Annotated in this window: 27 protein-coding genes; 7 read left to right on the top strand and 20 right to left on the bottom strand. The window is 44.7% G+C overall.

Annotated features, from left to right (window positions below):
* Window positions 1–6: 6 nt before the first annotated feature.
* Window positions 7–660 (top strand): TfuA-related McrA-glycine thioamidation protein, encoded by a 654-nt coding sequence (locus tag J2755_RS05225; protein WP_209681410.1) that lies wholly within the window; start codon window positions 7–9, stop codon window positions 658–660.
* A 2-nt stretch (window positions 661–662) separates the two neighbouring features.
* Here J2755_RS05225 and J2755_RS05230 read toward each other — a convergent pair whose 3' ends face one another.
* The 3 genes from J2755_RS05230 to J2755_RS05240 all read right to left on the bottom strand — a co-directional run bounded on the left by J2755_RS05230 (window position 663) and on the right by J2755_RS05240 (window position 2,739).
* Entirely contained in the window at window positions 663–1,088 is a 426-nt protein-coding gene (locus J2755_RS05230) for a metal-dependent transcriptional regulator (RefSeq protein WP_209680664.1), read from the bottom strand.
* A gap of 42 nt (window positions 1,089–1,130) precedes the next feature.
* The gene (locus tag J2755_RS05235; protein ID WP_209680666.1) at window positions 1,131–2,354 is read right to left on the bottom strand and encodes an MgtC/SapB family protein; all 1,224 of its coding nucleotides are present in this window, start codon (window positions 2,352–2,354) and stop codon (window positions 1,131–1,133) included.
* Between the two features lie 100 nt (window positions 2,355–2,454).
* Window positions 2,455–2,739, bottom strand: a complete 285-nt coding sequence (locus J2755_RS05240; RefSeq protein ID WP_209680668.1) for a ferritin family protein — start codon at window positions 2,737–2,739, stop codon at window positions 2,455–2,457.
* A 110-nt stretch (window positions 2,740–2,849) separates the two neighbouring features.
* Between J2755_RS05240 and J2755_RS05245 the strand changes: the two genes are divergently transcribed.
* Window positions 2,850–4,262 (top strand): MBL fold metallo-hydrolase, encoded by a 1,413-nt coding sequence (locus J2755_RS05245; RefSeq protein WP_209680670.1) that lies wholly within the window; start codon window positions 2,850–2,852, stop codon window positions 4,260–4,262.
* Window position 4,263: 1 nt separating this feature from the next.
* Here J2755_RS05245 and J2755_RS05250 read toward each other — a convergent pair whose 3' ends face one another.
* The 6 genes from J2755_RS05250 to J2755_RS05275 are packed head-to-tail and all read right to left on the bottom strand — an operon-like array spanning window position 4,264 to window position 7,974.
* Window positions 4,264–4,923, bottom strand: a complete 660-nt coding sequence (locus J2755_RS05250) for an MBL fold metallo-hydrolase (RefSeq protein WP_209680672.1) — start codon at window positions 4,921–4,923, stop codon at window positions 4,264–4,266.
* The gene (locus J2755_RS05255; RefSeq protein WP_209680674.1) at window positions 4,923–5,495 is read right to left on the bottom strand and encodes a DUF1847 domain-containing protein; all 573 of its coding nucleotides are present in this window, start codon (window positions 5,493–5,495) and stop codon (window positions 4,923–4,925) included. Before J2755_RS05255 ends, J2755_RS05250 begins: the two co-directional genes overlap by 1 nt.
* Window positions 5,492–6,355: an ATP-binding protein gene (locus J2755_RS05260; protein WP_209680676.1), complete on the bottom strand. Its 864-nt coding sequence runs from the start codon at window positions 6,353–6,355 to the stop codon at window positions 5,492–5,494. The genes J2755_RS05255 and J2755_RS05260 overlap by 4 nt, the downstream gene beginning before the upstream one ends.
* Window positions 6,352–7,182, bottom strand: a complete 831-nt coding sequence (locus tag J2755_RS05265; RefSeq protein WP_209680678.1) for an ATP-binding protein — start codon at window positions 7,180–7,182, stop codon at window positions 6,352–6,354. Before J2755_RS05265 ends, J2755_RS05260 begins: the two co-directional genes overlap by 4 nt.
* An 8-nt stretch (window positions 7,183–7,190) precedes the next feature.
* Complete coding sequence (locus tag J2755_RS05270) at window positions 7,191–7,553, bottom strand: NifB/NifX family molybdenum-iron cluster-binding protein (protein WP_209680680.1); 363 nt, start codon at window positions 7,551–7,553, stop codon at window positions 7,191–7,193.
* Between the two features lies 1 nt (window position 7,554).
* Window positions 7,555–7,974 (bottom strand): NifB/NifX family molybdenum-iron cluster-binding protein, encoded by a 420-nt coding sequence (locus J2755_RS05275; RefSeq protein WP_209680682.1) that lies wholly within the window; start codon window positions 7,972–7,974, stop codon window positions 7,555–7,557.
* Window positions 7,975–8,104: 130 nt separating this feature from the next.
* Between J2755_RS05275 and J2755_RS05280 the strand changes: the two genes are divergently transcribed.
* Window positions 8,105–8,902, top strand: a complete 798-nt coding sequence (locus J2755_RS05280; protein ID WP_209680684.1) for an undecaprenyl-diphosphate phosphatase — start codon at window positions 8,105–8,107, stop codon at window positions 8,900–8,902.
* A gap of 44 nt (window positions 8,903–8,946) precedes the next feature.
* Here J2755_RS05280 and mtbA read toward each other — a convergent pair whose 3' ends face one another.
* The 5 genes from mtbA to pylS form a co-directional block, all read right to left on the bottom strand.
* Window positions 8,947–9,975: a methylcobamide:CoM methyltransferase MtbA gene (gene mtbA / locus J2755_RS05285; protein ID WP_209680686.1), complete on the bottom strand. Its 1,029-nt coding sequence runs from the start codon at window positions 9,973–9,975 to the stop codon at window positions 8,947–8,949.
* 118 nt (window positions 9,976–10,093) lie between these two features.
* Window positions 10,094–10,873 (bottom strand): 3-methylornithyl-N6-L-lysine dehydrogenase PylD, encoded by a 780-nt coding sequence (gene pylD, locus J2755_RS05290; protein ID WP_209680688.1) that lies wholly within the window; start codon window positions 10,871–10,873, stop codon window positions 10,094–10,096.
* Between the two features lie 13 nt (window positions 10,874–10,886).
* A complete protein-coding gene (gene pylC, locus J2755_RS05295) occupies window positions 10,887–11,966 on the bottom strand; it encodes a 3-methylornithine--L-lysine ligase PylC (protein ID WP_209680690.1) in 1,080 nt (359 codons plus the stop codon).
* Window position 11,967: 1 nt separating this feature from the next.
* Window positions 11,968–13,023, bottom strand: coding sequence for a methylornithine synthase PylB (gene pylB, locus J2755_RS05300; RefSeq protein ID WP_209680692.1), 1,056 nt, complete (start codon window positions 13,021–13,023; stop codon window positions 11,968–11,970).
* Window positions 13,024–13,027: 4 nt separating this feature from the next.
* Window positions 13,028–14,254, bottom strand: a complete 1,227-nt coding sequence (gene pylS / locus J2755_RS05305) for a pyrrolysine--tRNA(Pyl) ligase (RefSeq protein WP_209680695.1) — start codon at window positions 14,252–14,254, stop codon at window positions 13,028–13,030.
* A 341-nt stretch (window positions 14,255–14,595) separates the two neighbouring features.
* Between pylS and cobD the strand changes: the two genes are divergently transcribed.
* Window positions 14,596–16,071, top strand: coding sequence for a threonine-phosphate decarboxylase CobD (cobD, locus tag J2755_RS05310; protein ID WP_209680697.1), 1,476 nt, complete (start codon window positions 14,596–14,598; stop codon window positions 16,069–16,071).
* A 2-nt stretch (window positions 16,072–16,073) separates the two neighbouring features.
* Here the strand turns inward: cobD and J2755_RS05315 are convergent, their stop codons facing one another.
* Window positions 16,074–16,757, bottom strand: coding sequence for a DUF5591 domain-containing protein (locus J2755_RS05315; protein ID WP_209680699.1), 684 nt, complete (start codon window positions 16,755–16,757; stop codon window positions 16,074–16,076).
* Between the two features lie 118 nt (window positions 16,758–16,875).
* Here J2755_RS05315 and J2755_RS05320 point away from each other — a divergent pair, with 118 nt between their 5' ends.
* A complete protein-coding gene (locus J2755_RS05320) occupies window positions 16,876–17,250 on the top strand; it encodes a helix-turn-helix domain-containing protein (protein WP_209680701.1) in 375 nt (124 codons plus the stop codon).
* A gap of 3 nt (window positions 17,251–17,253) precedes the next feature.
* On the opposite strand, the gene J2755_RS05325 is transcribed toward J2755_RS05320, so the two are convergent.
* Genes J2755_RS05325 through J2755_RS05335 form a run of 3 tightly spaced genes read right to left on the bottom strand, consistent with a single transcriptional unit; the run spans window position 17,254 to window position 19,341 of the window.
* The gene (locus tag J2755_RS05325) at window positions 17,254–18,426 is read right to left on the bottom strand and encodes an aminotransferase class I/II-fold pyridoxal phosphate-dependent enzyme (RefSeq protein WP_245312710.1); all 1,173 of its coding nucleotides are present in this window, start codon (window positions 18,424–18,426) and stop codon (window positions 17,254–17,256) included.
* 17 nt (window positions 18,427–18,443) lie between these two features.
* Entirely contained in the window at window positions 18,444–18,935 is a 492-nt protein-coding gene (locus J2755_RS05330; protein WP_209680703.1) for an Lrp/AsnC family transcriptional regulator, read from the bottom strand.
* Between the two features lie 28 nt (window positions 18,936–18,963).
* A complete protein-coding gene (locus J2755_RS05335) occupies window positions 18,964–19,341 on the bottom strand; it encodes a 30S ribosomal protein S8e (RefSeq protein WP_209680705.1) in 378 nt (125 codons plus the stop codon).
* 146 nt (window positions 19,342–19,487) lie between these two features.
* Between J2755_RS05335 and rnz the strand changes: the two genes are divergently transcribed.
* Window positions 19,488–20,408, top strand: coding sequence for a ribonuclease Z (gene rnz, locus J2755_RS05340; protein ID WP_209680707.1), 921 nt, complete (start codon window positions 19,488–19,490; stop codon window positions 20,406–20,408).
* 55 nt (window positions 20,409–20,463) lie between these two features.
* Window positions 20,464–21,186 carry a hypothetical protein gene (locus J2755_RS05345; RefSeq protein ID WP_209680709.1) on the top strand — a complete coding sequence of 241 codons (723 nt, stop codon included), beginning with the start codon at window positions 20,464–20,466 and terminating at the stop codon, window positions 21,184–21,186.
* Here J2755_RS05345 and J2755_RS05350 read toward each other — a convergent pair whose 3' ends face one another.
* A complete protein-coding gene (locus J2755_RS05350; RefSeq protein ID WP_245312712.1) occupies window positions 21,187–21,486 on the bottom strand; it encodes a hypothetical protein in 300 nt (99 codons plus the stop codon).
* Window positions 21,487–21,507: 21 nt separating this feature from the next.
* A complete protein-coding gene (locus J2755_RS05355) occupies window positions 21,508–22,614 on the bottom strand; it encodes an AAA family ATPase (RefSeq protein ID WP_209680711.1) in 1,107 nt (368 codons plus the stop codon).
* Between the last annotated feature and the right edge of the window lie 19 nt (window positions 22,615–22,633).

Genomic DNA, 22,633 nt, shown 5'->3' on the forward strand with positions numbered 1-22,633 from the left:
AAGGATATGGGAAAAAAGGCCGTTATTTTTGCAGGGACCAGCATTTCATTTGAGGATGCAAAGGCAATCCTGGACGTGGATTACCTGCCACCTGTGCGCAGGGGGGATCTGGGTAAAGTAGCTGCAAAATATGATGTAATCGGCATCATTGATGGCATTTTTTTTGACCGGGCTGCAGTGGGGCACAGGGAAATCCTTGAAGTCATGAAGAAGGGGAAAGTTGTTGTAGGCGGCTGCAGCATGGGAGCATTACGTGCTTCCGAACTTGATGTTCATGGGATGATCGGGGTTGGAAGCGTCTACGGATGGTATCGTGATGGCGTTATCGAGGATGATGACGAGGTTGCGGTATTAACAAATCCTGATACATTCGAGCCGGTTTCATTGCCACTTGTAAATATCCGGCAAACTTTTCTGGCGGCGCAGAATGCGGGACTGGTTGATGAAAATGAATGTGCAGCACTAATGAAAATTGCCAAATCGCTACATTATTCCCTGCGAAGCTATCTTGGTATCCTCAAATCAGCCGAAAAGGAAGGTATTCTGGATTCGCAGAGGGCTGAAAAATTGCTTGATTTCTGCAAGAACAATGAAGTTGATGTCAAAAGGGAAGATGCAATTTCAGTAATCCGGAAAATTGGTGAATTGCTGAATGAGTAATCTCAGTGATTCAAATCACAACTTCCATGTTCAATTTCACCGCAGACTCCCATTGTGGGGTGTCCCATGGAGCTGCATATCCTGTCGACCGCCTCTTTTGATACGTATCCTTCAAAACGTGAGGCCTCCGTGCATGCATTTTCATCATCGAGTCCGTGCTGCTTAAGCATCAGGCTTAAAATGCGATGCCTGTGTATCAGGAAGGTGGCGTACTCTTTTCCTCTTTCTGTAAGCCTGACTCCGCGGTAAGGGGTATGATCCGCATATCCTGAAGATGAAAGTTCAGCTATTGTTTTGGTAATTGTGGAAGGATCGACTTTGAAGTGCTCGGAGATTTCATTGGTGCGAACTCTTGCGTCTTTCTGGTAAAGGTACTTGACATAATCTATTTTCCTTGGTGAAAGCTCAAGCCCTGTTATCTCTTCCATGCAGGAGAGTAGATGCAGGTGTTTATTTAAGGCTTTTGAAAATCAGAAGCTTATATTTCCTGCAAAAGACATCCATGCAAAAAGCGCTGCGATTCCCACAGCTGCAAGGATAAGCAACCCCAATCTGCTTTTTCTTTCAAGTTCCGGGGTTCCCACCATGCGGATAAGAACTATCTTGTTTAGTATGCTGATAATTCCTGCAATAACTGCGATCTGCGCCGCGGTAGCGTAGGAGAGACTTCCGTTTACCGCCAATGCTGCCAGTGAAGCTGTAACTGCTGAACTGCTGACGACTCCGCCGATGGCAAGGGCATATACGCCATAAATTCCAGCGTACTCACTTGCGAAAGTGCCTATTAGCTGAAGTCCCAGGAAAATAATGCCGAATTCAAAGGCAGGCTTCAGGGCAAAGGGTGATTTAAGTTCCAGCTGCTCGGTGACATTCCCATCCTTGTTGTTTCCCAGAATAAAAAGTGCTGCCAGAGCAATTCCCATAAGGATATGTGGAGGTGCCATGAAATATGCAGTTCTGCCGCTTGTGTCAACAATAAATGCAATGACAAGATTGCTTATGAGCATTGAAAGGGTGGCAAGCAATACTCCCTTGTAAAAAGAGTTTATAAGACCTGTTTTTTCCTTTGCAAGCCCTGAAAGTGCAGCGACTGTTGCATCACTGCTGACAAATCCTCCCAAAAGTCCGGAGTAAGCAATTCCGCCTTCGGTTCCTACGCGCCTTAGCGAAAGATAGCTGACAAAACCAATGAACATCACCAGAACGATGATAAAGATGGTTGATTTCAGGTTTATGATTCCCCAAACAGGTTCGGACGGAACAAGAGGATACAGGATGAATGCAACTGCAAGAAATCGCAATGCACTCAGTAATTCATCGTCAGTAAGCTTTTGCGCAAAGGAGTGCAATGGACGTTTTTCGACGAGCAGGAATGTAATAATTACTCCGGTAATAATGGCAAAAAGGTAGTAACTATTAGCCACGAGAATACCCAGCAGGAATGTACAGTAGAGAGCAATTACATTTGTCAGTCCAAGTCTTCCCCGAAGGGTGTAGGTACGGTAGATTAAAGCTACTCCGCAGAGGACGATGAGGACTGCTGCAATCAGGAGTATATTAAAACCTATAATAGTTCCCACAAATGTTGCAAGCATTCCGCTGACACAGGCAATGGCAAATGTCCGGACTCCTGCAAAAACCTCATGATCAGCTTTCCGGTGCTCTCGCTCAACACCTATCAGTATTCCTATCATGAGAGACAGGACTAATTTCTGTAAAAAATCTGAAAGTATCGGGTCAATTCCCGACAGTAGACTTTCCGTTTTTCCAACTCCTTAAAGGAAAAGGACCATCTCAACTGAGAATATCTTCTTCAACTTCCTTCTTCCCGGCTTCCAGTTCCTCTACCTGTTCTTCATCCATGCGAAGAAGCATTGTCTGGAATTCGCCGACATGGGTCTTTTCTTCTTTTGCAATATCCAGCAAGACGGCTTTAATTTCATCACTGGATGACAGCTCTGCCATCTGCTCATAAAGGTTGATGGCATCAAGCTCAGCAATTACACCTGCACGTAATATCTCCTTATCAATGTTTTCTTTGCTGACACTGGCAAGGTTTATAGGTATTTTAGATAACATGTAGTACCCTCCGACTTAAAAATATGAAATTGCTGGGATATATTCTTTTTCCGGTTTGTTGCAGCAATCCTTTTACCAAACAAAATCTATCTCAATAAGGGGTAATTTGTATGATTATCGAGCAGGTATTCACAAAAGGACTGGCTCATAGTTCCTATTTACTTGGAGGTACGACAAACTGTGCTATCGTCGATCCTCGAAGGGATGCAGATATTTACATCTCGCTGGCTGAGGAAGAGGGGTTGAATATAACCCACATCCTTGAAACTCATCTCCATGCTGACTTTATTTCCGGGCATATGGATCTGGTGGAAAAAACCGGTGCCCAAATTTATGCTCCGGCTTCTGCAAACTGTGATTTTGAGTATGTTGCACTTTCCGAAGGCGACGAAATCCATATTGATGACATGACCCTGAGAATAATTGAAACTCCGGGACATACTCCGGAACACATCAGCTACATTGTTACGGATACTTCCAGAGGCAGTGATCCTGTGGGAGTTTTTTGTGGTGATACCCTTTTTGTGGGAGATGTAGGCAGGCCGGATTTATTTCCCGGTCGTGCAGAGGAACTCGCAGGAAAACTTTACTCAAGTCTTCATGACAAACTCATGAAATTGCCCGATTTCTGCGAAGTATATCCGGCTCATGGAGCAGGTTCCCTTTGCGGGAGGGCTATGGCTTCAAAACGTACGAGCACAATCGGTTACGAGAAGAAATACAACTATGCCCTAAATCTGGACAAAGAGTCTTTCATAGAATCGTTGACAAAAGGTATGCCTGATGCTCCTGATCATTTCAGCCGGTGTAGCGAGATAAACCGGAACGGGCCAGCAGCCCTCTCTGCTTATCCGGATGTCGAAAGTCTCAATCCGAAACAATTCCGTGAATTATCCCTAGACTCTTCCACAATCGTGCTGGATGTCCGCAGTTTTGGAGCATTTGGCGGAGAACACATCCCCGGTGCGTTCAATATTGATCTGGCAAGCAATTTTTCCATGTGGGCCGGCTGGCTCCTGCCTCCGGACAGGGATATTCTTCTGGTAGCAGATGACTATAATCAGATTACTGAAGCTTCGGTTTTATTACATAGGGTCGGGCTTGACCGGATCAGGGGATATCTCAAGGGTGGCATGTTTGCATGGTCCATGGCAGGTTTTCCATGCTCTCACGTAACGATGCTCAGTGCGGAAGAACTCCATTCAATGTCCAGAGAAGCCGGGGAATTTGTGCTTGTGGATGTACGTGACCCGACGGAATACTCATCGTTCCATATTGAGACCTCAATCAATATCCATCTCCCGGATCTTAGATCCCGCTGTGCTGAACTGGATCCCGAAAGTCCGACAGTTCTTATTTGCGGGAGTGGACAGCGTTCAGGCATGGGTGCAAGCATACTGATGCAACATGGTTTTTCCGATGTGTACAATGTTGCAGGAGGAATGACTGGCTATAATGCAAGAGGTTTCGGGCCGGAATGCAGCATGTGTGCACTTCCATGGTCTTCACGGTTGGGGAAATGAATCAGAAATCGATGGAGTATCCGGAAAAAATAGGAATGTACCTGTCACCATAAAGAGCTTGCAATTCTTCCATTCTCCGGGTGCAATGGCCGGCAGCAATGTACTGGATATCCTCAAGCATTTCCATTTCTTCCAGTGAGTGCAATCCGCCGATAATTCCAATAACTTTTCCATAAGAAGAAGCATTCTCCAGAATCGGCCCGATTCCGGGATGAGCACATCCGGTTACAACAAAAAATCCCGTATTTCCTCTTACTATCAGGGATTGTTCGGGAGGTTTTATCCCAAGTTCTCCACTGCTGTAAATTCCCTGCATTATTTCGCAGGAATCCGTAATTTCAACAACTTCAGCATATCTGGATATTTCAGACTTCAAATTCTGTGGAAAGGACGAAGGGACATAAACTTTCAGGTTCCTGGCAGCATGAAGGATGTGGGATAAACCACCAATGTGATCCCAGTGATGGTGGGACAATACAAGAATGTCGATGGTTTCAGGGTCGATTTCCAGTTGGCCAAGATTATCCAGCACTGCCTGTCCATCCCACCCAGTGTCAAAAAGTACTTTTTTGTCTTCCTGTTCAACCAGACAGGAAAACCCCCACCCGCTCTGCAGGCTTCCATTTGTTTTGTTGTCGTAAACAACGGTTAACCGGGGCATTAATCCTCCAGCCCGAATTTTTTCTTTCGGTAATATCCGGAGTAAATTGCACCTGCCGGGTTATGTGCAAGCACCCTGTCTTTCACTATCAAGGTGGTAACCGGAGCCTCACTGTTTCGGGTAAATATGATGTCATGACCCATGCAAAGTCCTACAATAATGTTTAGATCTGTTTGTTTTTCATTGAGGAGCATTGCCTGAGCCTTTGGGTTGCAGGTTGCTTCAAAATTTTCCGATTTCATCTTTTCAAGATTATACTCCTCTTTCGGAATTCCGCATACTTTGCAGCACACGGAGAATATGTCAAAATCCTTTTCGAGTACCTTTGCTATAATTCCGGCTTCTTCAGAGAGGCCAACACAGAATGCAAGTCCTATTCGTCTGTAACCCATCTCTTTGGCAAAAATCAGTAGTTCTTCAATTCGGTTTTTTTTCATGTAATAGCGCGCTTCAATTGCAGATGCAATTTTCATGATTTTCAGTTCATCATCCTGATAACCAAGTGTTTCGATGATGTTGGTACAATCTTTTCCGTTCCTGCATTCCTTTTTGATACATGAAGCGCATTTCATAATCCGGCTTCCTCTTTTATCGTATTCCAGATCTGTTTAATATTGGAAGAGAAAGTATTTGAAGCATATTCAACGACGGTCTTTCCCTCAATCATTGCTTCAGTCGGGGTTTTATCAAATGGCAGTTTTCCCACAACGGTGGCACCGCACAAGTCGCATTTCTCTTCGATTTTCCTTACGTTCGCTTCGTTTAGATCGGATTTATTAATGCAAACAAAAGCAGGTATCCTGAAATGTGAGGCAACTTCCAGCACCCTTCCAAGATCATGAATGCCTGATATTGTGGGCTCCGTAACTACAAATGCAGCATCCGCTCCTGTGAGTGTTGCTATCACGGAACAGCCGGTTCCCGGTGGACCGTCTATGATTATCAGATCCGAATCATCTTCTTCTGCCATCCTGATTGCCAGTTCCCGCACCATTGTTACCAGTTTTCCGCTGGCTTCTTCACCGATTCCCAGTTTTGCGTGTGCCATCGGTCCAAATCTTGTTCCGGACTCATATGCTTCTCCGGCTTTTTCAATTTGCATTTTAATTGCATTGACCGGGCAAACATATTCACAAACCCCGCATCCTTCACATCTGTAACCTTCGACGGTGAAATTTTCCTCAATGGCTCCGAAACGGCAGCTTTCCCTGCATAGGTTGCATTTCATGCACAGCGTGGGTTCAATGGATGCTGTTGGAAGGGCATAAAAATCGTGTTTCTTCAGGATTTCAGGTTTAAGGACAAGGTGCATATTGCTGGCATCAACATCGCAATCCGCAATAATCGCCTTCTTTGCCAGTGATACAAAGGCGGCGGCAATGGTAGTTTTACCAGTTCCACCTTTCCCGCTAATGACGGCCAGTTGTTTCAACAAACCACCTCCCGGATTTGATCATGCATTTCCTGAAATTTCTTTTTCCATTCCGGCATTTCCTCGACGAAAGGTATACCTCTGGAATAAAGTTCGGCAATCCTGCGATCATAAGGTATCCGTAGCAATATGGGGATGTCTTGGCTTTGGCAGAATATTTCAATTTCCTTATATCCGCCTGATTCCCTGTTGATAATAACTCCTGTTGGGATCTTCAATTCTTTTGTGACTTCTGTCGTTAGCCTGAGATCATGGAGTCCGAATGGAGTTGGCTCAGCGACAAGAACGCAATAATCTACATTTTCGAGGGTTGATATCAACGGGCATGCCGTTCCCGGGGGCGCGTCGAGAATTACATCTTCATCTTTGGCATGAGTTTTTAGTTGCCTTATAAGGGGTGATGCCATCGACTCGCCTATGGAAAGTGTTCCCTGGTAGAAATCCATGGTATTCGATGCCGCACTTTCAACAATGCCAATGCTTCGTCTCTTTTCAACAATTGCATCTTCAGGGCACACGAGTTTACATCCACCGCAACCATGGCACAGGGATGGGAAGAACAATATTTTCTCCGGAAGGGATGCAAGTGCGTTGAACTTACAAAATTCGGCACATGCATTACAATGAGTACAGGCGTCCTCATTAATTTCCGGTATCAAAATGATGGCGTCTTCTAATTTTTCCAGCGGGTACTGCAGGAAAAGGTTGGCGTTTGGCTCCTCAACATCACAGTCAAAAAGCTGTATTTCCTGCATTGATAGTGCAAGATTCACAGCAATTGTGGTTTTCCCGGTGCCACCTTTTCCGCTTGCAACAGCAATCTTCATGTTGGAACTCAGTTGTGGTCATGTCCCTGGCAGGCATTATTCATGCTGGCCTTTTCGAGCTTACCATCTTTCCAGGCATTAACAGTATCAGCGACAGATCCAGTTGCGCCGGCATAAACTTCAATTCCGTAGCTTTCAAAAAGCTGTATTGCTTTCCTTCCAAGTCCTCCACAAAGCATGATGTCCACACCTTGTTTTGAGAGTTGTTCAGGAGGAACGCCTACCCCGCCCATATGCTCGCTGGTATTCGGGACGATTTCGACTTCCCCGGTTTCACTGTTTACGATTGTAAAGTAGGGTACTTTCCCGAAATGTTGTCCGACTGCAGCTTCAAGTCCTTCCTGTCCACTTGAGGGTATGCATAATCTCATTTTATTGCCTCCCTTGCATGTCATTGCCTCGATTCTGTCTACCCTGGCCCATTCCACGTCCCATTCCGGCATGAGCTGCTGAATTTGGTTCTGAAAGTACCTGGAGTTCTCCTGCATTGTACATTTTCACGGCTTCTTCAACTGTGTTTCCTTCTAGTTCAAACACATTGATCCCGGCGGTTGACAAGACCTGATGTGCGTTTGGTCCAATGTTTCCCGTAAGCAGTACGTTTGCATTCTGTCTCACAATTTCCTGTGCTGCCTGAATCCCGGCACCACCGGTTGCTGAAATTGCCGGGTTTCTGAAAGCTCTGGCATTCATATTCTCGGAATCTACAATTACAAAATAATTGCACCTCCCAAAGCGTAGATCAACATTTGAGGTAAGTTCCTCTCCTGATGATGGTATACATATATTCATACAATTCACCAAATTTACCTCATAAGAGTTAATGTATATAAAAGTTTCCAAAACACTATTATAATTAAGCTCTTATGAGATAAAACAAATTTTACTTTTGTTTATATACCTGGAATGCCTATCTCATGCTATGCTAAGTCTCATGGAAGCTATTGTTGTCGGTCTCATTCAAGGAATGGCTGAATGGCTTCCTGTAAGCAGTGAAGGCTTGGTATCTCTTGTTCTCATCAATGTCTTTGGCAGATCTCCCGGAGAAGCAATATCCCTTTCAATATGGCTTCATGGTGGCACGCTGGCAGCTGCTACGGTGTATTTCCGTACAGAACTTATGCGAATCCTGCCCGGAATTCCGCCCTATTTCAAAGCTCTTTTCATGAAGGAAAAGAAAGATCCGCTTATTGACTTCCTGGCAGTTGCAACTGTCATTTCAGGAGCAATCGGTGCTCCACTGCTTCTATATGTATCTGGCTTGTCTTCATTTTCAGGTTCAATAATGACCGGAGTTATCGGTATTCTCCTGATAATTACCGGCTTACTCCAGAGAAAAGCAAAAAATGGATTGGGTGGCAGACATGATCCAAAGTTTGATGATGGCGTTATTGCAGGTGTTGCTCAGGGACTTGCAGCCCTTCCAGGTGTCAGCAGGTCCGGATTTACCATCTCTGCTCTCCTGCTTCGAGGATATTCCGCATCCACAGCAATTGAGCTAAGCTTCCTGATGAGTATTCCTGCAGTAATGATTGCCATGGTGGGCATCATGGCTACTGGTAGCATCGAAGTGGATCAGGGTGCGCTTGTAGCTCTATTATGTGCTTTTGTTTCCGGGTATATTACAATAAGCCTGTTCCTGAAACTGGCAGCGAAAATAGATTTCTCTACGTTTTGTATTGCTTTAGGTCTCCTCAGCATACTGGCTGCCGGGGTATAAGTAATAAGGAAAAAAGAATAAAAAAAGAAAGAAAAGAAGGGACCTTAGTAGGTCCAGTTCTTTGTTTCTTCAATCATTGCCTGAAGGTTGACTGTTGGGGTCTGGCTTACAGTTCCACAGCCTGGGCCGAGGAGAGCAACGCCAGCTTCCAGAACTTTCTTTGATTCTTCCCTGATTGCAGCAACATTCTCTTCACCGGAGTTCCAGAGCATGCTTACAGGGTCGAGGTTACCAACGATAAGTGCTTTCTCAACGTTTGCTACAGCTGCTGCCATATCGACATTCTGGTCAACACTGATTGCATCGACACCACAGGTTTCCATGAGGGAAAGACCAGGGGTTGTGTCACCACAGATGTGGAGTACGGATGGTACACCCTTCTCGTGGAGTGCGTCAATAAGCTTTGCGTGGAAAGGTACGACAAATTTCTTGTAGAAATCTGCACCGATAAGTGAGTAACTTGCGGTTGGGTCAATGATTACGAAGGTGTCTGCGCCGTTCTCGACCTGTGCAAGTGCGTATTTGATGCTGAATTCGGTTGTGAAGTCCATGACAGCCAGACCGAATTCCTCGTCGGTCATGATGCTCATGAACCAGGAGTCCCCGGTGAGGTGCTGTGCGAGGGAGAAAGGACCGATCATACTGCCAATGATTGGAAGTTCTTCTCCATATTTGTCAGCGAGGATCTTGACTGCTTTGAGAACTTCTCCGATCCTGCCGGTTGTTACATCGTAGTCCTTGTGGCTTTCAAGGTCATCTGCGCTGTTGATAACGTGGCTGATAACGGATGGCTGTTGTACTCTTGTACTTGGCTTGATGCCACAGCCGAAGAATTCTGCTTCAGCAGTGATGTCGAAAGGAACACGTACTGCTTCCCAACCTACAACTGTGTGACCTGCTTCTGCAAGTTTTGCCATAAGTTCTGGGTCTTCGTGTGCTTCTGGCCATGCTGCACCACATGCATCCATCTGCTCGACTGTACCTGTCTGTGTGACACAGATTGCAGGCATCCTGTCAACTTCTTCACGTGCAAATACGCGTGCTAATCTCTCTTTTGGTGTGTATTCAACCATAACCTTAAACTCCTTTAGTATAAGTTCAATTCTAAAAGGTATTCTGGCTATGCATTTAGCATATATATACCTTTTCATATTGAAAATGCATAACCGGCACCGTCTTCCAATGCCGTTATCAGAGAACTGAATAGAGCATTGCAGCTACCCCTATAACCAGGGGTTCCATTACAAGATCAACGTGATCCCGGCTTCCAATATCCTCTGGAAGCCCACAGGGAATACCCGGGGTGGATACAAGACACCTTTCTGCAACCATTCCTTCAGAAATTGTATTTGGATTTGGTGTTGCTTCAAGAACCATTGAGAATTTTTTCGTACCATTGCAGTTGTACGGTATTACCCCAAGTTCTTCCTTCGCTTTTTCCATGATTTTCCTGTCCGGATCGCATGCATAGACTGTGAATCCCTTGTTTACCAGATGCTCGGCTCCTGCATATCCAACCCTTCCCATGCCGATTACAAGTATTTCTTTTGAGTCTGCGTGGAGGTATTGCGAGGCAATTTCCGCATAAACCACTCCTGTGCAAACGTGGTTTGTGGCAATCTTCCCGTTGCGAAGGTTGTGGGCAATGAAAATATGATCATCAGCCATGAGAATTATGTCGGCATTTCCCTTGATTGCTTCATGGTATCCGGTAATGTCCGCATGTTCGGTGATGAATCCATCCATTCCAAAGTATTCAGTAATAGCCAGCAATGATGCTGAAAAAGTGCTAATAATCCCGTTTCCAGCTGTAATTGGTATGATTCCAACTCTCTCATTCCCGGGATTTGTTCCGTAAATAGCATGGCAGATTTCCGCAATATCCATGCCAGTATCCTTCCTGATGATATCATTGTTGTGGTTGAGTTTATCCAGAAGATCTTCAAGATCCTCCGGTGTAAGTAATGCCATGTCTTTTCCTCCTTTACTTTTCCATGTCTTTCCTGATGATCTCAATAGCTTTGTTGTGATTATTTTCGACTTTGTCTGGAGACTCGCCTGTGCAAATCAAAGTGTAAATAGTGTATTTGCCGGTTGACTTGAAGATCTCAATTTCTTCATCCTCAAAAAGGCGGAAGTAGTCCTCACCTTCCGAAAACAAATGTTCCCCTGTGGGTGTCAGGTTACCGTCGTCAATCATCAGATGTTCGTAAACGCAATGTTTGAGAGTTTGAGGTTTAACGTCAGGGACTTCTTTGCAGAATGCGTCCATCAGCCAGGTAAGCAGGTTAATGCCACTGCTGTGGTAGACAACTGTTGGTGTCTGGCTGGGGAATCTCGCATCAATTTCAATTACCCTGATGCCTGATTGTGAAGCGATTGCTTCCACATCCATTATGCCTTTCAGGTTCAGGTTTTTGGCAAGCTGGTAGCTGATTTCCCTGAAATTCCCATCAGTCTCCATCGGGGTTACTTTGTGGCAGTCATATACATCATCAATGTGTACCTGTGTCTGCTGGCCGACTGCATAATCCTGCCCGTTTCCCACGACTTCAAGGGAAATTACCGGGCCGGTTACATATTCCTCAACTAGCATGTCTGGATCAATCTCTGCCAGCTCTTCTTCGGTTTCAACGATCCTTGCTCCAATGCTGCTACTCATGCAAGGAGGTTTTACAAAATATGGGGGTTTCGAAGGTTTGTCAAAGGGTGTTGGTACATCTATGGATGAGAAATATTCCTTTGATCGTTTTTTGTCCATGCTGACGTGATATGCATCAAAATCAAAAAGCAAGGGGCAGTGAAGTTCTGAAGCAATTTTTTTCAGGAAAAGGATGCTATCGAGGTTCTCGTTCGTGGGAATAATTGCAGAAAATTCCCGGGAAAGGTCAACGAGTTTCTCAGGTTGCTTTGTTATATCAAAACAGAATGTCTGGTCTACGACGTTACGTATCAATGCTCTGGGATTTTTGTCCACCAGGACAACTTCCATCCCGGCTTTGTGAGCAAGATAGGCTACTTCGAAGCCTTGCAACTTGCCCCCTATCAGGCATATTGTATTCATTCTACCGACTCATCAGTATCATGTTGAAATCTTCCTGTTTCGCAGGCTCCATTCCCATGGATTCAAGTCTTTTAACAACGCTGTGGGCGTCCCTGTCTCTCTCGGCCAAATCCCTGTCGTAGTTAACAACACCCTCAAGGGATGATCCTGAGGGTATGATAGAAGTAACAACGTTTGCTCCGGCATTGAGGCGGTGAACCATTCCATCGATTCCTTCCAGATCAAGCGATGCGGGAATCAGACGGTCCGGGAACATAAGTCTTAAAATGGCTATAATCTTCAGTTCGGATTTGCTCGAGCCCGGAACTTTTTCCTCAAGGGGTGTCCCTTCCTGCGGTACAAAAGTCATTACCCTGACCATGTCCGGATTAGTGTTCTCCAAACCTCTTAGGGATTTGAATGTGGATTCGTTGTCAGGTTCAACTTCTGTCAGGATGCCGTCCTCAATACACATTCCGGTTTTCCGGGCATGATTTCGGCAATCAATACGTTTTTTATAGGATTGACCAACCCTGAGTTTAGCGTAAAGTTCAGGGTCATAGGTTTCCTGATACAGGGCAAGGAAATCCGCGCCATTCTCCCTCAATTCTTCAAGCACATCATTCTCAACAACTCCCGGGGAAACCATTATCGGAAGGCCGACTATTTCTTTTACCCTTCTGACGGCTTCAACGAGCCTTTCAGGATGGTTGTGGTAGTAAGGGTCTTCTCCCATGGTAAGGTCAACCATGTGGATAGGATCATCCTTGAGTGCTTCGCACACCTTTTCTATTTCATCTGGCGTGAGGCGATATCTATCAATATCGTTTTTGCAATTATAGTAGCAGAATGCGCAATTGTTTTTGCAGTAAGTGGAAAAATAGACAAAACTGTACAGGAAAACCTTGTTCCCAAAATTATGATCCCTTATTGCTCTTGCAACGGAATAGAGTTTCTCGAGGTTTTCATCATCTTCAATATTAAGGAGGTTGCGCAGGTTGTCATCTGACAGCTTTTGCCCGTTTATGATGGATTCTGCAAAGTTGTCAAGTTCTTCCCGGCTCATATCCTTTAACATTTTATTACCTCAGGTTCAGGTTAATTCCATTATAGTATGTCTCAGACCTGCTTCCACGTTTGATGTTGCTGTACTTGTGCTTGACTTTAAGCAACCGTTCCAGTCCGAATCCTGCTCCCATCCAGGGCTTGTTTACGCCCCAGTCAATGTCCTGATCGATTGGGCCCACAACAGCAGATGAAAGTTCAAGGTCACCATGCATGATGTCAATGGTATCGCCATAAACCATGCAACTGTCTCCTTCGATTTCATATTCGATTCCGAGGAAATCAAGTAATTCATCAATGATTTTAATAAGGTTCTCACGATTACATCCAGATCCCATCTGGCAAAAGTTTAGCATCGTAAATTCTTCCAGGTGTGCGCTACCATCGGATTCTTTGCGGTAGCATGTGCCAATTTCAAATATCCGTATTGGATCGGGCAGTACTTTATCGAATTTGCGCAGGTAGTTGTATAATCCGGGTGCCAGCATTGGGCGCAGGCAGGTTTTGTTATCGACACGGAAAATCTGTTTCGAGAGGGGGTCTTCTTCCGTAATTCCCATCCTTTCAATATACTCCTGCGGGATGAGTATGGATGTCCTGACTTCCGCAAATCCACGTTCTACAAAGAACATGCTAATTTTGCGCTCAAGCCGGGCAAGGCCATGTTCCCTGTTTTCTTCATACATTTTCCTGAGTTCTTCCCTTCGCTTTTTCACAAGCATGGATTCAAGTTCCTTAAATTCAGGAAGTCCTTCGGGGAATGACATATCATCTGCTGGAGTCAGAAGGGCTTTAATCCTCTCTTTTTGTGAATCTGTGTAAGAAACACCTTTTTGCTCTTCGGGTTTCTTTTCCGGAGCGGGTGCACTCACAGAAGGTTCTGCATTTGTATTAACAACAGACTTGACGACTGTTGAAGCAGGTTTTGGTTTCTTCTTTGGTGCAGGAGTTGAAGAAATGACACGAGCTTCGCTCTTTTTGTTAAATTCCTTTTTGACAAAACGAGTGATAAGTTCGTCAGAAGGTTTGCAGTGCTTGCAAGCCTTACGATACTTATTGTAGCGGAGCATTCTTGCACCGCGGCTCCTGCGTGAATTCCGGACGGTAAATGCTTTTCCACAATCAGTTGTGATATGAATGAACTTCGTAGACACTTTGAAATCCCTGACACCATGCAGTAGGCCATTGCGTGATAGCCACACTCCATTGTCTTTTATCAGTGCATCCAGGGTTTTTCTTTCCATAATTGATTGCTCCGGCTATAGGTGGCAAGTTTTCCAGCTACAAGTTTCCGGGTGTCTATTTCTGTGTCATTTTCAGACCGTCTCAATTTTCTGGCGGAAACCCCGGGAATCTAACCCGGCTGAATGGATCTAGAGTCCATTTGATCTACCTGATCAGGTCTCCACTTGACCTGTGGTCTATCTTGAAAGACCTATTTAACATTATGGGTTTTGAATTGTCAGATCGATTAGATCAAAATACATAATCTATATTAATCATAAGGAGATCAACTAAAAGTTACTTTAACAACGATCAACTCTGGTTTAAAACAAGGGCCAATAAAACGAATAAGGATTTGCTTATGCTCCCTCTTAAAGAAAATATACTTGCTCTTACCCCTCCGTCACACGGTGGACTCATACGCCACGCTTCCCAGTTATACTCAATTCCTGAAGATGAAATCCTGGACATGAGCGCGAGTCTCAATCCTTTAGGTACTCCCTTTGATCACGCTGAGTATGGTATGGATCTTGATTCCATTCTCGCAGCAGCATTTGAAAGAATAGGGCAGTACCCTGATAACCGCTACATTGAATTCAGGGAAGCTGCTGCAGAATTTGTAGGCAATGGTGTCACAAAGGATTGCATTATCCCTGGAAATGGGTCAACTGAAATCATAAGATTGGTTGCAGAATGCATTCTTGGACCGGAAGATTCTGTTATTATTCCACAGCCCACGTTTGCGGAATATGGGCAGCAATGCAGTATTACCGGGGCAAAAGTGCTCTCTTATCCAGTTGATGATATTCTTAACATTCCCGATGAAATGCTTGCCGAAGCTAAGATTATCTTCGTCTGTAATCCTAACAATCCCACCGGGAAACTGATTCCTTCTGAAAAGATACTTGAGCTTGCTTCCAGATGCGAGGCAAATGAAACTCTTCTATACGTCGATGAAGCCTTTATTGAGCTGTCTGATATTTCACAAACGGTTGTAGGGGAAGTGCCAAAATCAAATTATCTTTTTGTGATGCGTTCCCTTACCAAGTGTTTTGCAATTCCCGGCATTCGCATGGGTTTCGGGGTTGCTTCAAAGGAAATGGCGGATTTACTCAACGCTGCACGATTGTCCTGGAATATGGGAGCTGTGGCAGAAGAAATGAGTTGTGCTCTTCTGAGGATGGAGGGAGGCCTTAAAAGTCCTTATCTCATGCGTTCAAGGGCATTTGTGGATATGGCCCGCACCTATCTTGCAGACCGGCTTTCGGATATTTACGGTTTTATTCCACTTCCCAGTGAAGTGAATTATGTGCTTGTGAACATTTCCAACCTTCTCATGGATTCCACAGAATTGAGTACAAGGTTAGCTTCACACGGTGTTCTCATACGCGATTGCAGTTCATTCCCCACGATGGAAAAAGATTATATCCGTATAGCAGTGAGGCCACCTGAGGAAACCGACAGACTGGTTTATGCGATAGGGGAAGTGTTAACCGAATCCGGTATAGATTATGGTGCCGAACAACTCCGGGAGAATATCCAGTCCGCTGTATCCGGGAAAAAAGCTGCAAGAAACACCTGCGATTATTATCCATGTCATTTCCACGGGCAGGATTGTACATTCTGCTTCTGTCCGTTCTATCCCTGTGAGAACACAAAAACCGGGGGTAAATGGATTGAAAGCACTACAGGTAGCGAAGTCTGGAGTTGTGAAGGTTGCACTATTATACACAAACCGGAATTATCCCAGCAAATGCTCGAGATATTAATGGATGACGGCGGTTCGGAAGAAAGCCTGAAGAAAGCATGGGACGAAATTATTGTTCCAATCCTCTGATCTCAAAGAAGATACCAGTCATTATCATTTTCTGAGAGTTCAGGGTTAAACCCGACTTCCCTTTTTGGCAGATCCAATGCATTGGTTATGGCATCAGAGAAATCCTGAAGGTAATCCAGCTGGCTCAGGCTTCCATAGATAAAACGCTTGTTGGGGCGGATGTTTTTCTCAAGGGTTTCAGGTTTTGGAACTATGGTTACGTCGATGTCAACCATTTCAACAGCCTTTTCCATTGCTGTCCTGAAATCTCCCACACAATAGGCTATCCGGTGTTCGTAATTATCCCTTGTTTTTTCCAGATACCTTACGAGTCTTTCACTTTCCATTTTTATGAAATCCCTTTTGATACTGGCAACATTGCATTTCCCGAGTATGAATTTGTAGGCAGTAAAAGGATACTCAGTGTCGATTTCACGCGGTGTTATCCCGCAGGTTCCGAACACAACAACGTGAACATCTTCAGGTTTGAGGATGCCAAAAATTATTCTGTCATACATTTTGTGGGATGGGCTTGTATGGTAGGGTTTTCTTTTGGCGCATGGGACAAAAACCGCTACTTTCCTGTTCGGTGCTTCATATTCGGAAAGCACCCATTCATTTGCTTTAATCATGTCCGGATGGTAGATCACCCTCTCTGTATCCATGGGTTCGTTTGAGCGCTCATCTTCCGGAATTATTGTTGGCATCTGCTGCGAGGTTCTGGCAAATTATATATATAATTAACGAATAGATTACTATGGTTTTGCGGAAACTGTGCACTACAGCATAATTTTAATAACGATTCTGACAAAACGGAGAATTTCCATGAATGCTTCAATTTCAGAAATGCTCAGGGCTAATTGTGAGTGTGAGGACGTCACAAAATGTATTCTGGGGTTAAAAGCTCTTGATCTTCAGGCTTACAAGACTCTGCTGGCAAACGGTTCAATGACTGCTGAAGTTCTGGGGCAGCATTTAGCCAGAGAGAGGAGCACTGCTTATCGTTCTCTCCAAAACCTGATTTCCTGCGGGCTTGTTTTCCGTGAAACAAAAACCATTGAAGCCGGTGGCTACTACTATGAGTATGTGGCTGTCCACCCGTCCGAAGTCAAGAAAATGGTTCAGGAAAACATTGACAAGTGGTATCAGAAGGTTAGCACTCTTGTTCAGGATATGGACAAGGAATTTGTGAAGAACTGATTTTTACAAGCTATTAACAAAAGCCCCAATTCTTTCAAGGGCTTCCTTGATGTCTTCCCGTGAAGCAGCGTAAGCGCATCTCAGGTGGCCTTCTCCTGCCTGCCCGAAAACATCTCCGGGAATTGCCACGACTTTTTGTTCCTCAAGCAGTCGCTCGGCAAACTGCTCTGATGTCAGGCCTGTTGTGACAATGGATGGGAATGCATAGAATGCGCCGCCCGGGTTAAAACAGTCAAGTCCGATATTGTTGAAACCTTTGACAATGAGCCTGCGACGACGGTTGTACTCGTTGACCATTGCCTGTACTTCGGTTTCACCGTTTTGGAGAGCTTCGATAGCTCCTACCTGTGCGGTTACCGGGGCGCACAACATTGTGTACTGGTGAATCCTCATCATTGCATCCAGAAGGGGCTTTGGCGCGAGGATATAGCCAAGCCGGAAACCTGTCATGGAGTAAGCCTTAGAGAACCCGTTGAGAACAATCGTTCTCTCTCTCATTCCATCAAAGGATGCAATACAGCAATGTTTTCCTGAGTAAGTGAGTCTTTCATAGACTTCATCCGTGATTACCACAAGGTCGTGTTTTTCAGCAACTTCTGCGATGGCTTCGAGTTCCTCCCGGGGCATGGTGGCGCCGGTGGGATTGTTTGGATAATTGAGAATAATCGCTTTGGTACGATCAGTAATTCGTTTTTCAATCTCTTCTGCTTTTACCCTGAACTCATCATCTCTCCTTGTGGGAATGGGTACTGCTTTGCCTCCAGCAAGGACGATTGAGGGTATATAGGCAACATACGTTGGTTCGGTGACCAGTACCTCATCACCGATATCAACAACAGAACGAATTGCAAGGTCAAGAGCCTCACTGACTCCGCTTGTAATCAGGATTTCGGATTCAGGATTGTAGTAAACATCCTGTCTCCGGGTATAATTGCGTGAAATCTCTTCACGTAGTTCCAGGAGTCCGGAATTGGAAGTATAAGAGGTCTCTCCGTGTTCAAGGGAGTGTATACAGGCTTCCCTGATATGCCAGGGCGAAACATAATCCGGTTCTCCTACTCCAAGCGAAATAACATCGCCATCCCCGGAAACCATGTCAAAAAAGCGGCGAATACCGGAAGGTGGTACCTTTTTGACTTTTTCTGCAACAAAGCGGCAGTTTTCCATACTTTCCATAACGTATCCTCCTCACGTTATGGAGAAACCGGCAGTCTTTTTACATGTTCCGGTTCTTCGAGGATGAGGCCATCTTCCTTGTATGTCTTAAGAACAAAATGAGTGGAGGTACTCTGTACCTGCTCGAGGGTAGCAATCTTCTCAGCTACAAAGAAAGCTACCTGTTTCATGGTGTTTCCACGAATTGTGAGGGAAATATCATGTTCGCCGGACAGAAGTCTTACCGAACGAACTTCGGGAAATTTGTACAGTCTCTCGGCAATGGCATCATAACCCTGCCTGCGCTCGAGACTGACTTTTAGCTCAATAATCGCATAGACATAGTCTTCCCCGGCAAGTTCCCAGTCAATTACTGTCTTATACCTGCGGATGATTCCAACCTTTTCAAGGTGTTGAATCGCAGACTGCACTTCTTCTGCAGGCATATCTACAAGGGCTGAAATTTCTTCCGGTGTCGCCCTTGCATCTTTTTCCAGTATTTCCAGAATATCCCGGGTCTTGCTGTCCATGTCCTGTGCGACCTTACAGCTTGATTATTTACTCGGTGAGGACTGCGTTAACCACACCATCCTGTCCAGGGCGGCTGGTGATTTTTGCATTACCTACACTTGTCTGGATTACAGAACCCTTGCTGAGAATGTTACGCCTTACGTAGTTGACGCTAGCCTTATTCTCGATGACATTTTCAATAGATGCAACTGTTGTTTTGCCGGTTGCAGGGTCTGTAACGTTTACTGTGTTACACTGGAGAAGTTTGACTTTGCGGTTTCCTCCGCGTGTCTTGATGCTCTTTCTCTTGGTATCTGCAACGTGTGGATCTGCAGCTTCCCTTCCGATGTGGCATTTAAGTTTTCCACGGAAGCTTGTTCTCTTTCCACCGGTTGCGGTCCTTCTTGATTTTCCCTGATACTGCATTATTTAATCCTCTTAGTGATAATTGTGATATAATCTAGTTTATATGGGGACTTCTTTACATATAGGATTGTATAAGAACCTTTCGAATAACCAGTGCCCTTAGGGATGGATAATCAATAAATAAGTTTCATACATATTCTCAAAGCATGCTTCGTGTAACCTTTCTCGGAACCGGTGGCGCAATCCCCACTACGACCCGAAACCCGTCTTCAATAATGCTAAATCGGAATGGTGAGCTGCTGCTTTTTGATTGCGGGGAAGGTGCCCAGCAGCAAATGATGCGGGCAAAAACCGGAATGATGGCTATTTCCTCAATTTTCATCACGCATTTCCATGCGGATCATGTCCTCGGGATCCCGGGACTTTTGCAGACGCTTTCTTTCCACGGGAGAGAAGAGCCACTTGATATTTATGGTCCGATGTGGGTGGAGGATTTCACGCGTCTTGTGATGGCTCTTGGATATTGTAAATTAAAATTTGAAGTCCGTGCTCATGCATTGATTCCTGGAGAAATTGTGGAAAAAGATGATTACTGCATAGTAACTGCAAAAAGTGAGCACAGTGTCCCCTCTCTTGCATATGCTTTTGTAGAAAAACCCCGGCCGGGGCGGTTCAACAAGGAAAAAGCAGTGGAGTTGGGTGTTCCTATAGGTCCCATGTTTTCAAAATTGCACAATGGTGAACCCGTGGAAGTTGAAGGAAGGATTATCCAACCTGAAGATGTTGTGGGTAAGTCGCGCCCCGGAAGAAAAATAGTCTACAGTGGGGATACCCGTCCCTGCGAAGAAGTCGTTGAGTTAAGCCGCAACGCTGATCTGCTTATCCATGACGGGACTCTTGCAGAAGAGAAACTGGAATGGGCAAAAGAGTCTCTGCATTCAACAGCAAAGGAGGCATCAGAGGTTGCATTGGAAGCACACGTATCCCGGCTGATCCTGACGCACATAAGTTCAAGGTATGGCGATGATCCTTCTATTCTCCTTGAAGAAGCGAAATCAGTGTTTGAAAATGTAGAAATAGCTTCAGATTTTTTCGAGCTGGAACTACCTTTTGTAGATAAATATTGATTCTCCAGAATATATTTAAACATCTATCACCTAATTATCTTCGGTGCGTGGTATCATGGATTCGGAATTGCCCCGAAGAGAACATGTAGTAGATCCTTATCATATCAATGAATTTAATACGCTTATCGAAAAAGTGGCGTCACTAAAAGATCGCAATCAACAGTTGAGCAATGGCATTGATAGGCTTACCCCGAAGGTTTGTAACACAGCAGTGAAACTTGCCAGGGATAATGGGGAAAGTCCGCTAAACAGGATTGATCAAGCGATTTCCCTTAATTTTGCAGACCCCTCCATTGTCAAGGAGGATCTGAGCCGGATTATTGCAGAAAAAATGAATATGTCCCTTGCTTTCAGATATCCTGAAACATTCCCTTATGAGAGCAACCGGAAAAAAGAATTGGTTCCACGCATTCTGCCTCAGGTCAAGAAAATTGGGATCAATGTCGATCTTGCTATTGAAGCTCTCTATCTTCAGGAAAATTCTGAAAACAGGTGGAATTTGATAGTAAACAGGGAATGGTATGAGCTTTCCACGGAACCCGTTTACAGGATAGAACCGGAAGTCCTTCCCCCGAGCTTCAGTTACTCAACAAATTCCGGAGTTATTAATGTCAGGGATGTTTTCGATATGGACAAAGTAAGGGAGAGTTATCCCGGTCCCATCAATGTATTTGATACACGCTGTTTTGATGTGCTTCTGGAAGCAAGAAAATCCCACTTCCATTGCGGCAACGGTGAGAAAAGCTACGAATATGAAATTGAGTGGATTTACGGTTAATCAATAAGTATTCATATTCTGCTGTGGCTGTACCCCTCTTGAAATGTAAGTCCAGTCAATTTTGTTATCATTTTCGTCCATAAGCTGAATTTCAGCTCCCATTTCATCCAGTTCGTGGGCAAGTTCCTGAACTTTAAGGTATAGGGTATCACCAAGTTCCAGATTATTCTCCGGAGCCACCCTTGCAAAATAAACGATGCCATTGGTTACGCTTTCCTGCACCATAACACCTTTCCATTTGAGATTATCGATGATTTCAATGACTTTGCATTCAAAACGGTCTGATGGATCAATTTCCATTATTCCAATCTCCATTTTTGATTAAACATACATTCGGCTGTCTTTTTCCTGCTTTGGCAGAACTTTTGAAATGGCTTCTTCGAAGAAGCTCTCTGGTACTTCTTCCAGATCATCCATTATTGCTCTGTGCAGAGCATTTTTGAGCACTTTCTCAACAAGATCCCTTCCAGAAAAACCCTGGGTTTTCGTGGCCAATGCTCCGATATCCGGGTTTGCAGGCAATGGGAACGTAGCCAGGTTTTTAGTAATAATTGCTACCCTTTCTTCCTTTTCCGGAAGGATGAATTCAATTTCCTCTTCAAACCGGCTTCTGACAGCAACATCAAGAACTTCGGGGCGATTTGTAGCACAAATAGTACAAACACCTTTTCGTTCATCGATTCCGTCCATTTCCGTAAGGAGGGCATTAACGACTTCTGCCACATCTCCTCTTAATTCCTGATGCCTGCGATCAAGTGCCACTGCATCAAGCTCGTCGATGAATATAATGCATGGAGCAAGATCTGCTGCCTTTTCATAAAGCTGGTGAATCTGCCTGGACCCTTCTCCTACAAACTCGCCGATAAGCTGGGTTGCCTTAATCGGTATTATGGGGACTTTAGAATGGTTTGCCAATGCCTTAGAAAGCATGGTTTTCCCTGTTCCCGATGGTCCAAAAAAGAGTACGTTCCTCGGTGCCCATTTTCCAAATATCCCTGGTTTTTCGAGATATTTCTCAATAAGCTTGCATTTTTGTCTTGCCAGTTTCTGTCCTATAACATCTTCAAAGGTTACATCCGTATTGTACTCGATTTTTTGAGGTTCGGGTAGTTCCTCATTTACAATGAATGATGTAAACTGGCCAATGATTGATTCAGGTGGCTGGGCATCAATTATCCTATATGCAAAATCAGGATACATGCGATGATCGAAAAGATAGTCTCCAGCTCTTGCAATATATCCGTTCCATTGTTGTCTCGCATAGCATTCAAAAACTTCCGGGTTTTCTACCTGTGGAAAATCATCTATAATTCCACACATTGGATACCCGGCGGGTTTGATTACTACAAGTTCTGCAGAAACGCCTTCGGTTTCGGATTGCGTTTCTCTTTTTTTCTGGGGATTTAAGCGCTGAGCCGATCGAATCATTTGTGGTTACCGCTTTGTT

Source organism: Methanohalophilus levihalophilus (assembly GCF_017874375.1).
Taxonomy (GTDB): domain Archaea; phylum Halobacteriota; class Methanosarcinia; order Methanosarcinales; family Methanosarcinaceae; genus Methanohalophilus; species Methanohalophilus levihalophilus.

What these genes read in the sequence shown, in the direction of transcription:
- J2755_RS05225 (WP_209681410.1), top strand. Translation starts at nt 7, where the DNA reads ATGGGAAAAAAGGCCGTTATTTTTGCAGGGACCAGCATTTCATTTGAG.
- J2755_RS05230 (WP_209680664.1), bottom strand. Translation starts at nt 1,088, where the DNA reads ATGGAAGAGATAACAGGGCTTGAGCTTTCACCAAGGAAAATAGATTAT.
- J2755_RS05235 (WP_209680666.1), bottom strand. Translation starts at nt 2,354, where the DNA reads ATGATAGGAATACTGATAGGTGTTGAGCGAGAGCACCGGAAAGCTGAT.
- J2755_RS05240 (WP_209680668.1), bottom strand. Translation starts at nt 2,739, where the DNA reads ATGTTATCTAAAATACCTATAAACCTTGCCAGTGTCAGCAAAGAAAAC.
- J2755_RS05245 (WP_209680670.1), top strand. Translation starts at nt 2,850, where the DNA reads ATGATTATCGAGCAGGTATTCACAAAAGGACTGGCTCATAGTTCCTAT.
- J2755_RS05250 (WP_209680672.1), bottom strand. Translation starts at nt 4,923, where the DNA reads ATGCCCCGGTTAACCGTTGTTTACGACAACAAAACAAATGGAAGCCTG.
- J2755_RS05255 (WP_209680674.1), bottom strand. Translation starts at nt 5,495, where the DNA reads ATGAAATGCGCTTCATGTATCAAAAAGGAATGCAGGAACGGAAAAGAT.
- J2755_RS05265 (WP_209680678.1), bottom strand. Translation starts at nt 7,182, where the DNA reads ATGAAGATTGCTGTTGCAAGCGGAAAAGGTGGCACCGGGAAAACCACA.
- J2755_RS05270 (WP_209680680.1), bottom strand. Translation starts at nt 7,553, where the DNA reads ATGAGATTATGCATACCCTCAAGTGGACAGGAAGGACTTGAAGCTGCA.
- J2755_RS05275 (WP_209680682.1), bottom strand. Translation starts at nt 7,974, where the DNA reads ATGAATATATGTATACCATCATCAGGAGAGGAACTTACCTCAAATGTT.
- J2755_RS05280 (WP_209680684.1), top strand. Translation starts at nt 8,105, where the DNA reads ATGCTAAGTCTCATGGAAGCTATTGTTGTCGGTCTCATTCAAGGAATG.
- mtbA (WP_209680686.1), bottom strand. Translation starts at nt 9,975, where the DNA reads ATGGTTGAATACACACCAAAAGAGAGATTAGCACGCGTATTTGCACGT.
- pylD (WP_209680688.1), bottom strand. Translation starts at nt 10,873, where the DNA reads ATGGCATTACTTACACCGGAGGATCTTGAAGATCTTCTGGATAAACTC.
- pylC (WP_209680690.1), bottom strand. Translation starts at nt 11,966, where the DNA reads ATGAATACAATATGCCTGATAGGGGGCAAGTTGCAAGGCTTCGAAGTA.
- pylB (WP_209680692.1), bottom strand. Translation starts at nt 13,023, where the DNA reads ATGTTAAAGGATATGAGCCGGGAAGAACTTGACAACTTTGCAGAATCC.
- pylS (WP_209680695.1), bottom strand. Translation starts at nt 14,254, where the DNA reads ATGGAAAGAAAAACCCTGGATGCACTGATAAAAGACAATGGAGTGTGG.
- cobD (WP_209680697.1), top strand. Translation starts at nt 14,596, where the DNA reads ATGCTCCCTCTTAAAGAAAATATACTTGCTCTTACCCCTCCGTCACAC.
- J2755_RS05315 (WP_209680699.1), bottom strand. Translation starts at nt 16,757, where the DNA reads ATGCCAACAATAATTCCGGAAGATGAGCGCTCAAACGAACCCATGGAT.
- J2755_RS05320 (WP_209680701.1), top strand. Translation starts at nt 16,876, where the DNA reads ATGAATGCTTCAATTTCAGAAATGCTCAGGGCTAATTGTGAGTGTGAG.
- J2755_RS05325 (WP_245312710.1), bottom strand. Translation starts at nt 18,426, where the DNA reads ATGGAAAGTATGGAAAACTGCCGCTTTGTTGCAGAAAAAGTCAAAAAG.
- J2755_RS05330 (WP_209680703.1), bottom strand. Translation starts at nt 18,935, where the DNA reads ATGGACAGCAAGACCCGGGATATTCTGGAAATACTGGAAAAAGATGCA.
- J2755_RS05335 (WP_209680705.1), bottom strand. Translation starts at nt 19,341, where the DNA reads ATGCAGTATCAGGGAAAATCAAGAAGGACCGCAACCGGTGGAAAGAGA.
- rnz (WP_209680707.1), top strand. Translation starts at nt 19,488, where the DNA reads ATGCTTCGTGTAACCTTTCTCGGAACCGGTGGCGCAATCCCCACTACG.
- J2755_RS05345 (WP_209680709.1), top strand. Translation starts at nt 20,464, where the DNA reads ATGGATTCGGAATTGCCCCGAAGAGAACATGTAGTAGATCCTTATCAT.
- J2755_RS05350 (WP_245312712.1), bottom strand. Translation starts at nt 21,486, where the DNA reads ATGGAAATTGATCCATCAGACCGTTTTGAATGCAAAGTCATTGAAATC.
- J2755_RS05355 (WP_209680711.1), bottom strand. Translation starts at nt 22,614, where the DNA reads ATGATTCGATCGGCTCAGCGCTTAAATCCCCAGAAAAAAAGAGAAACG.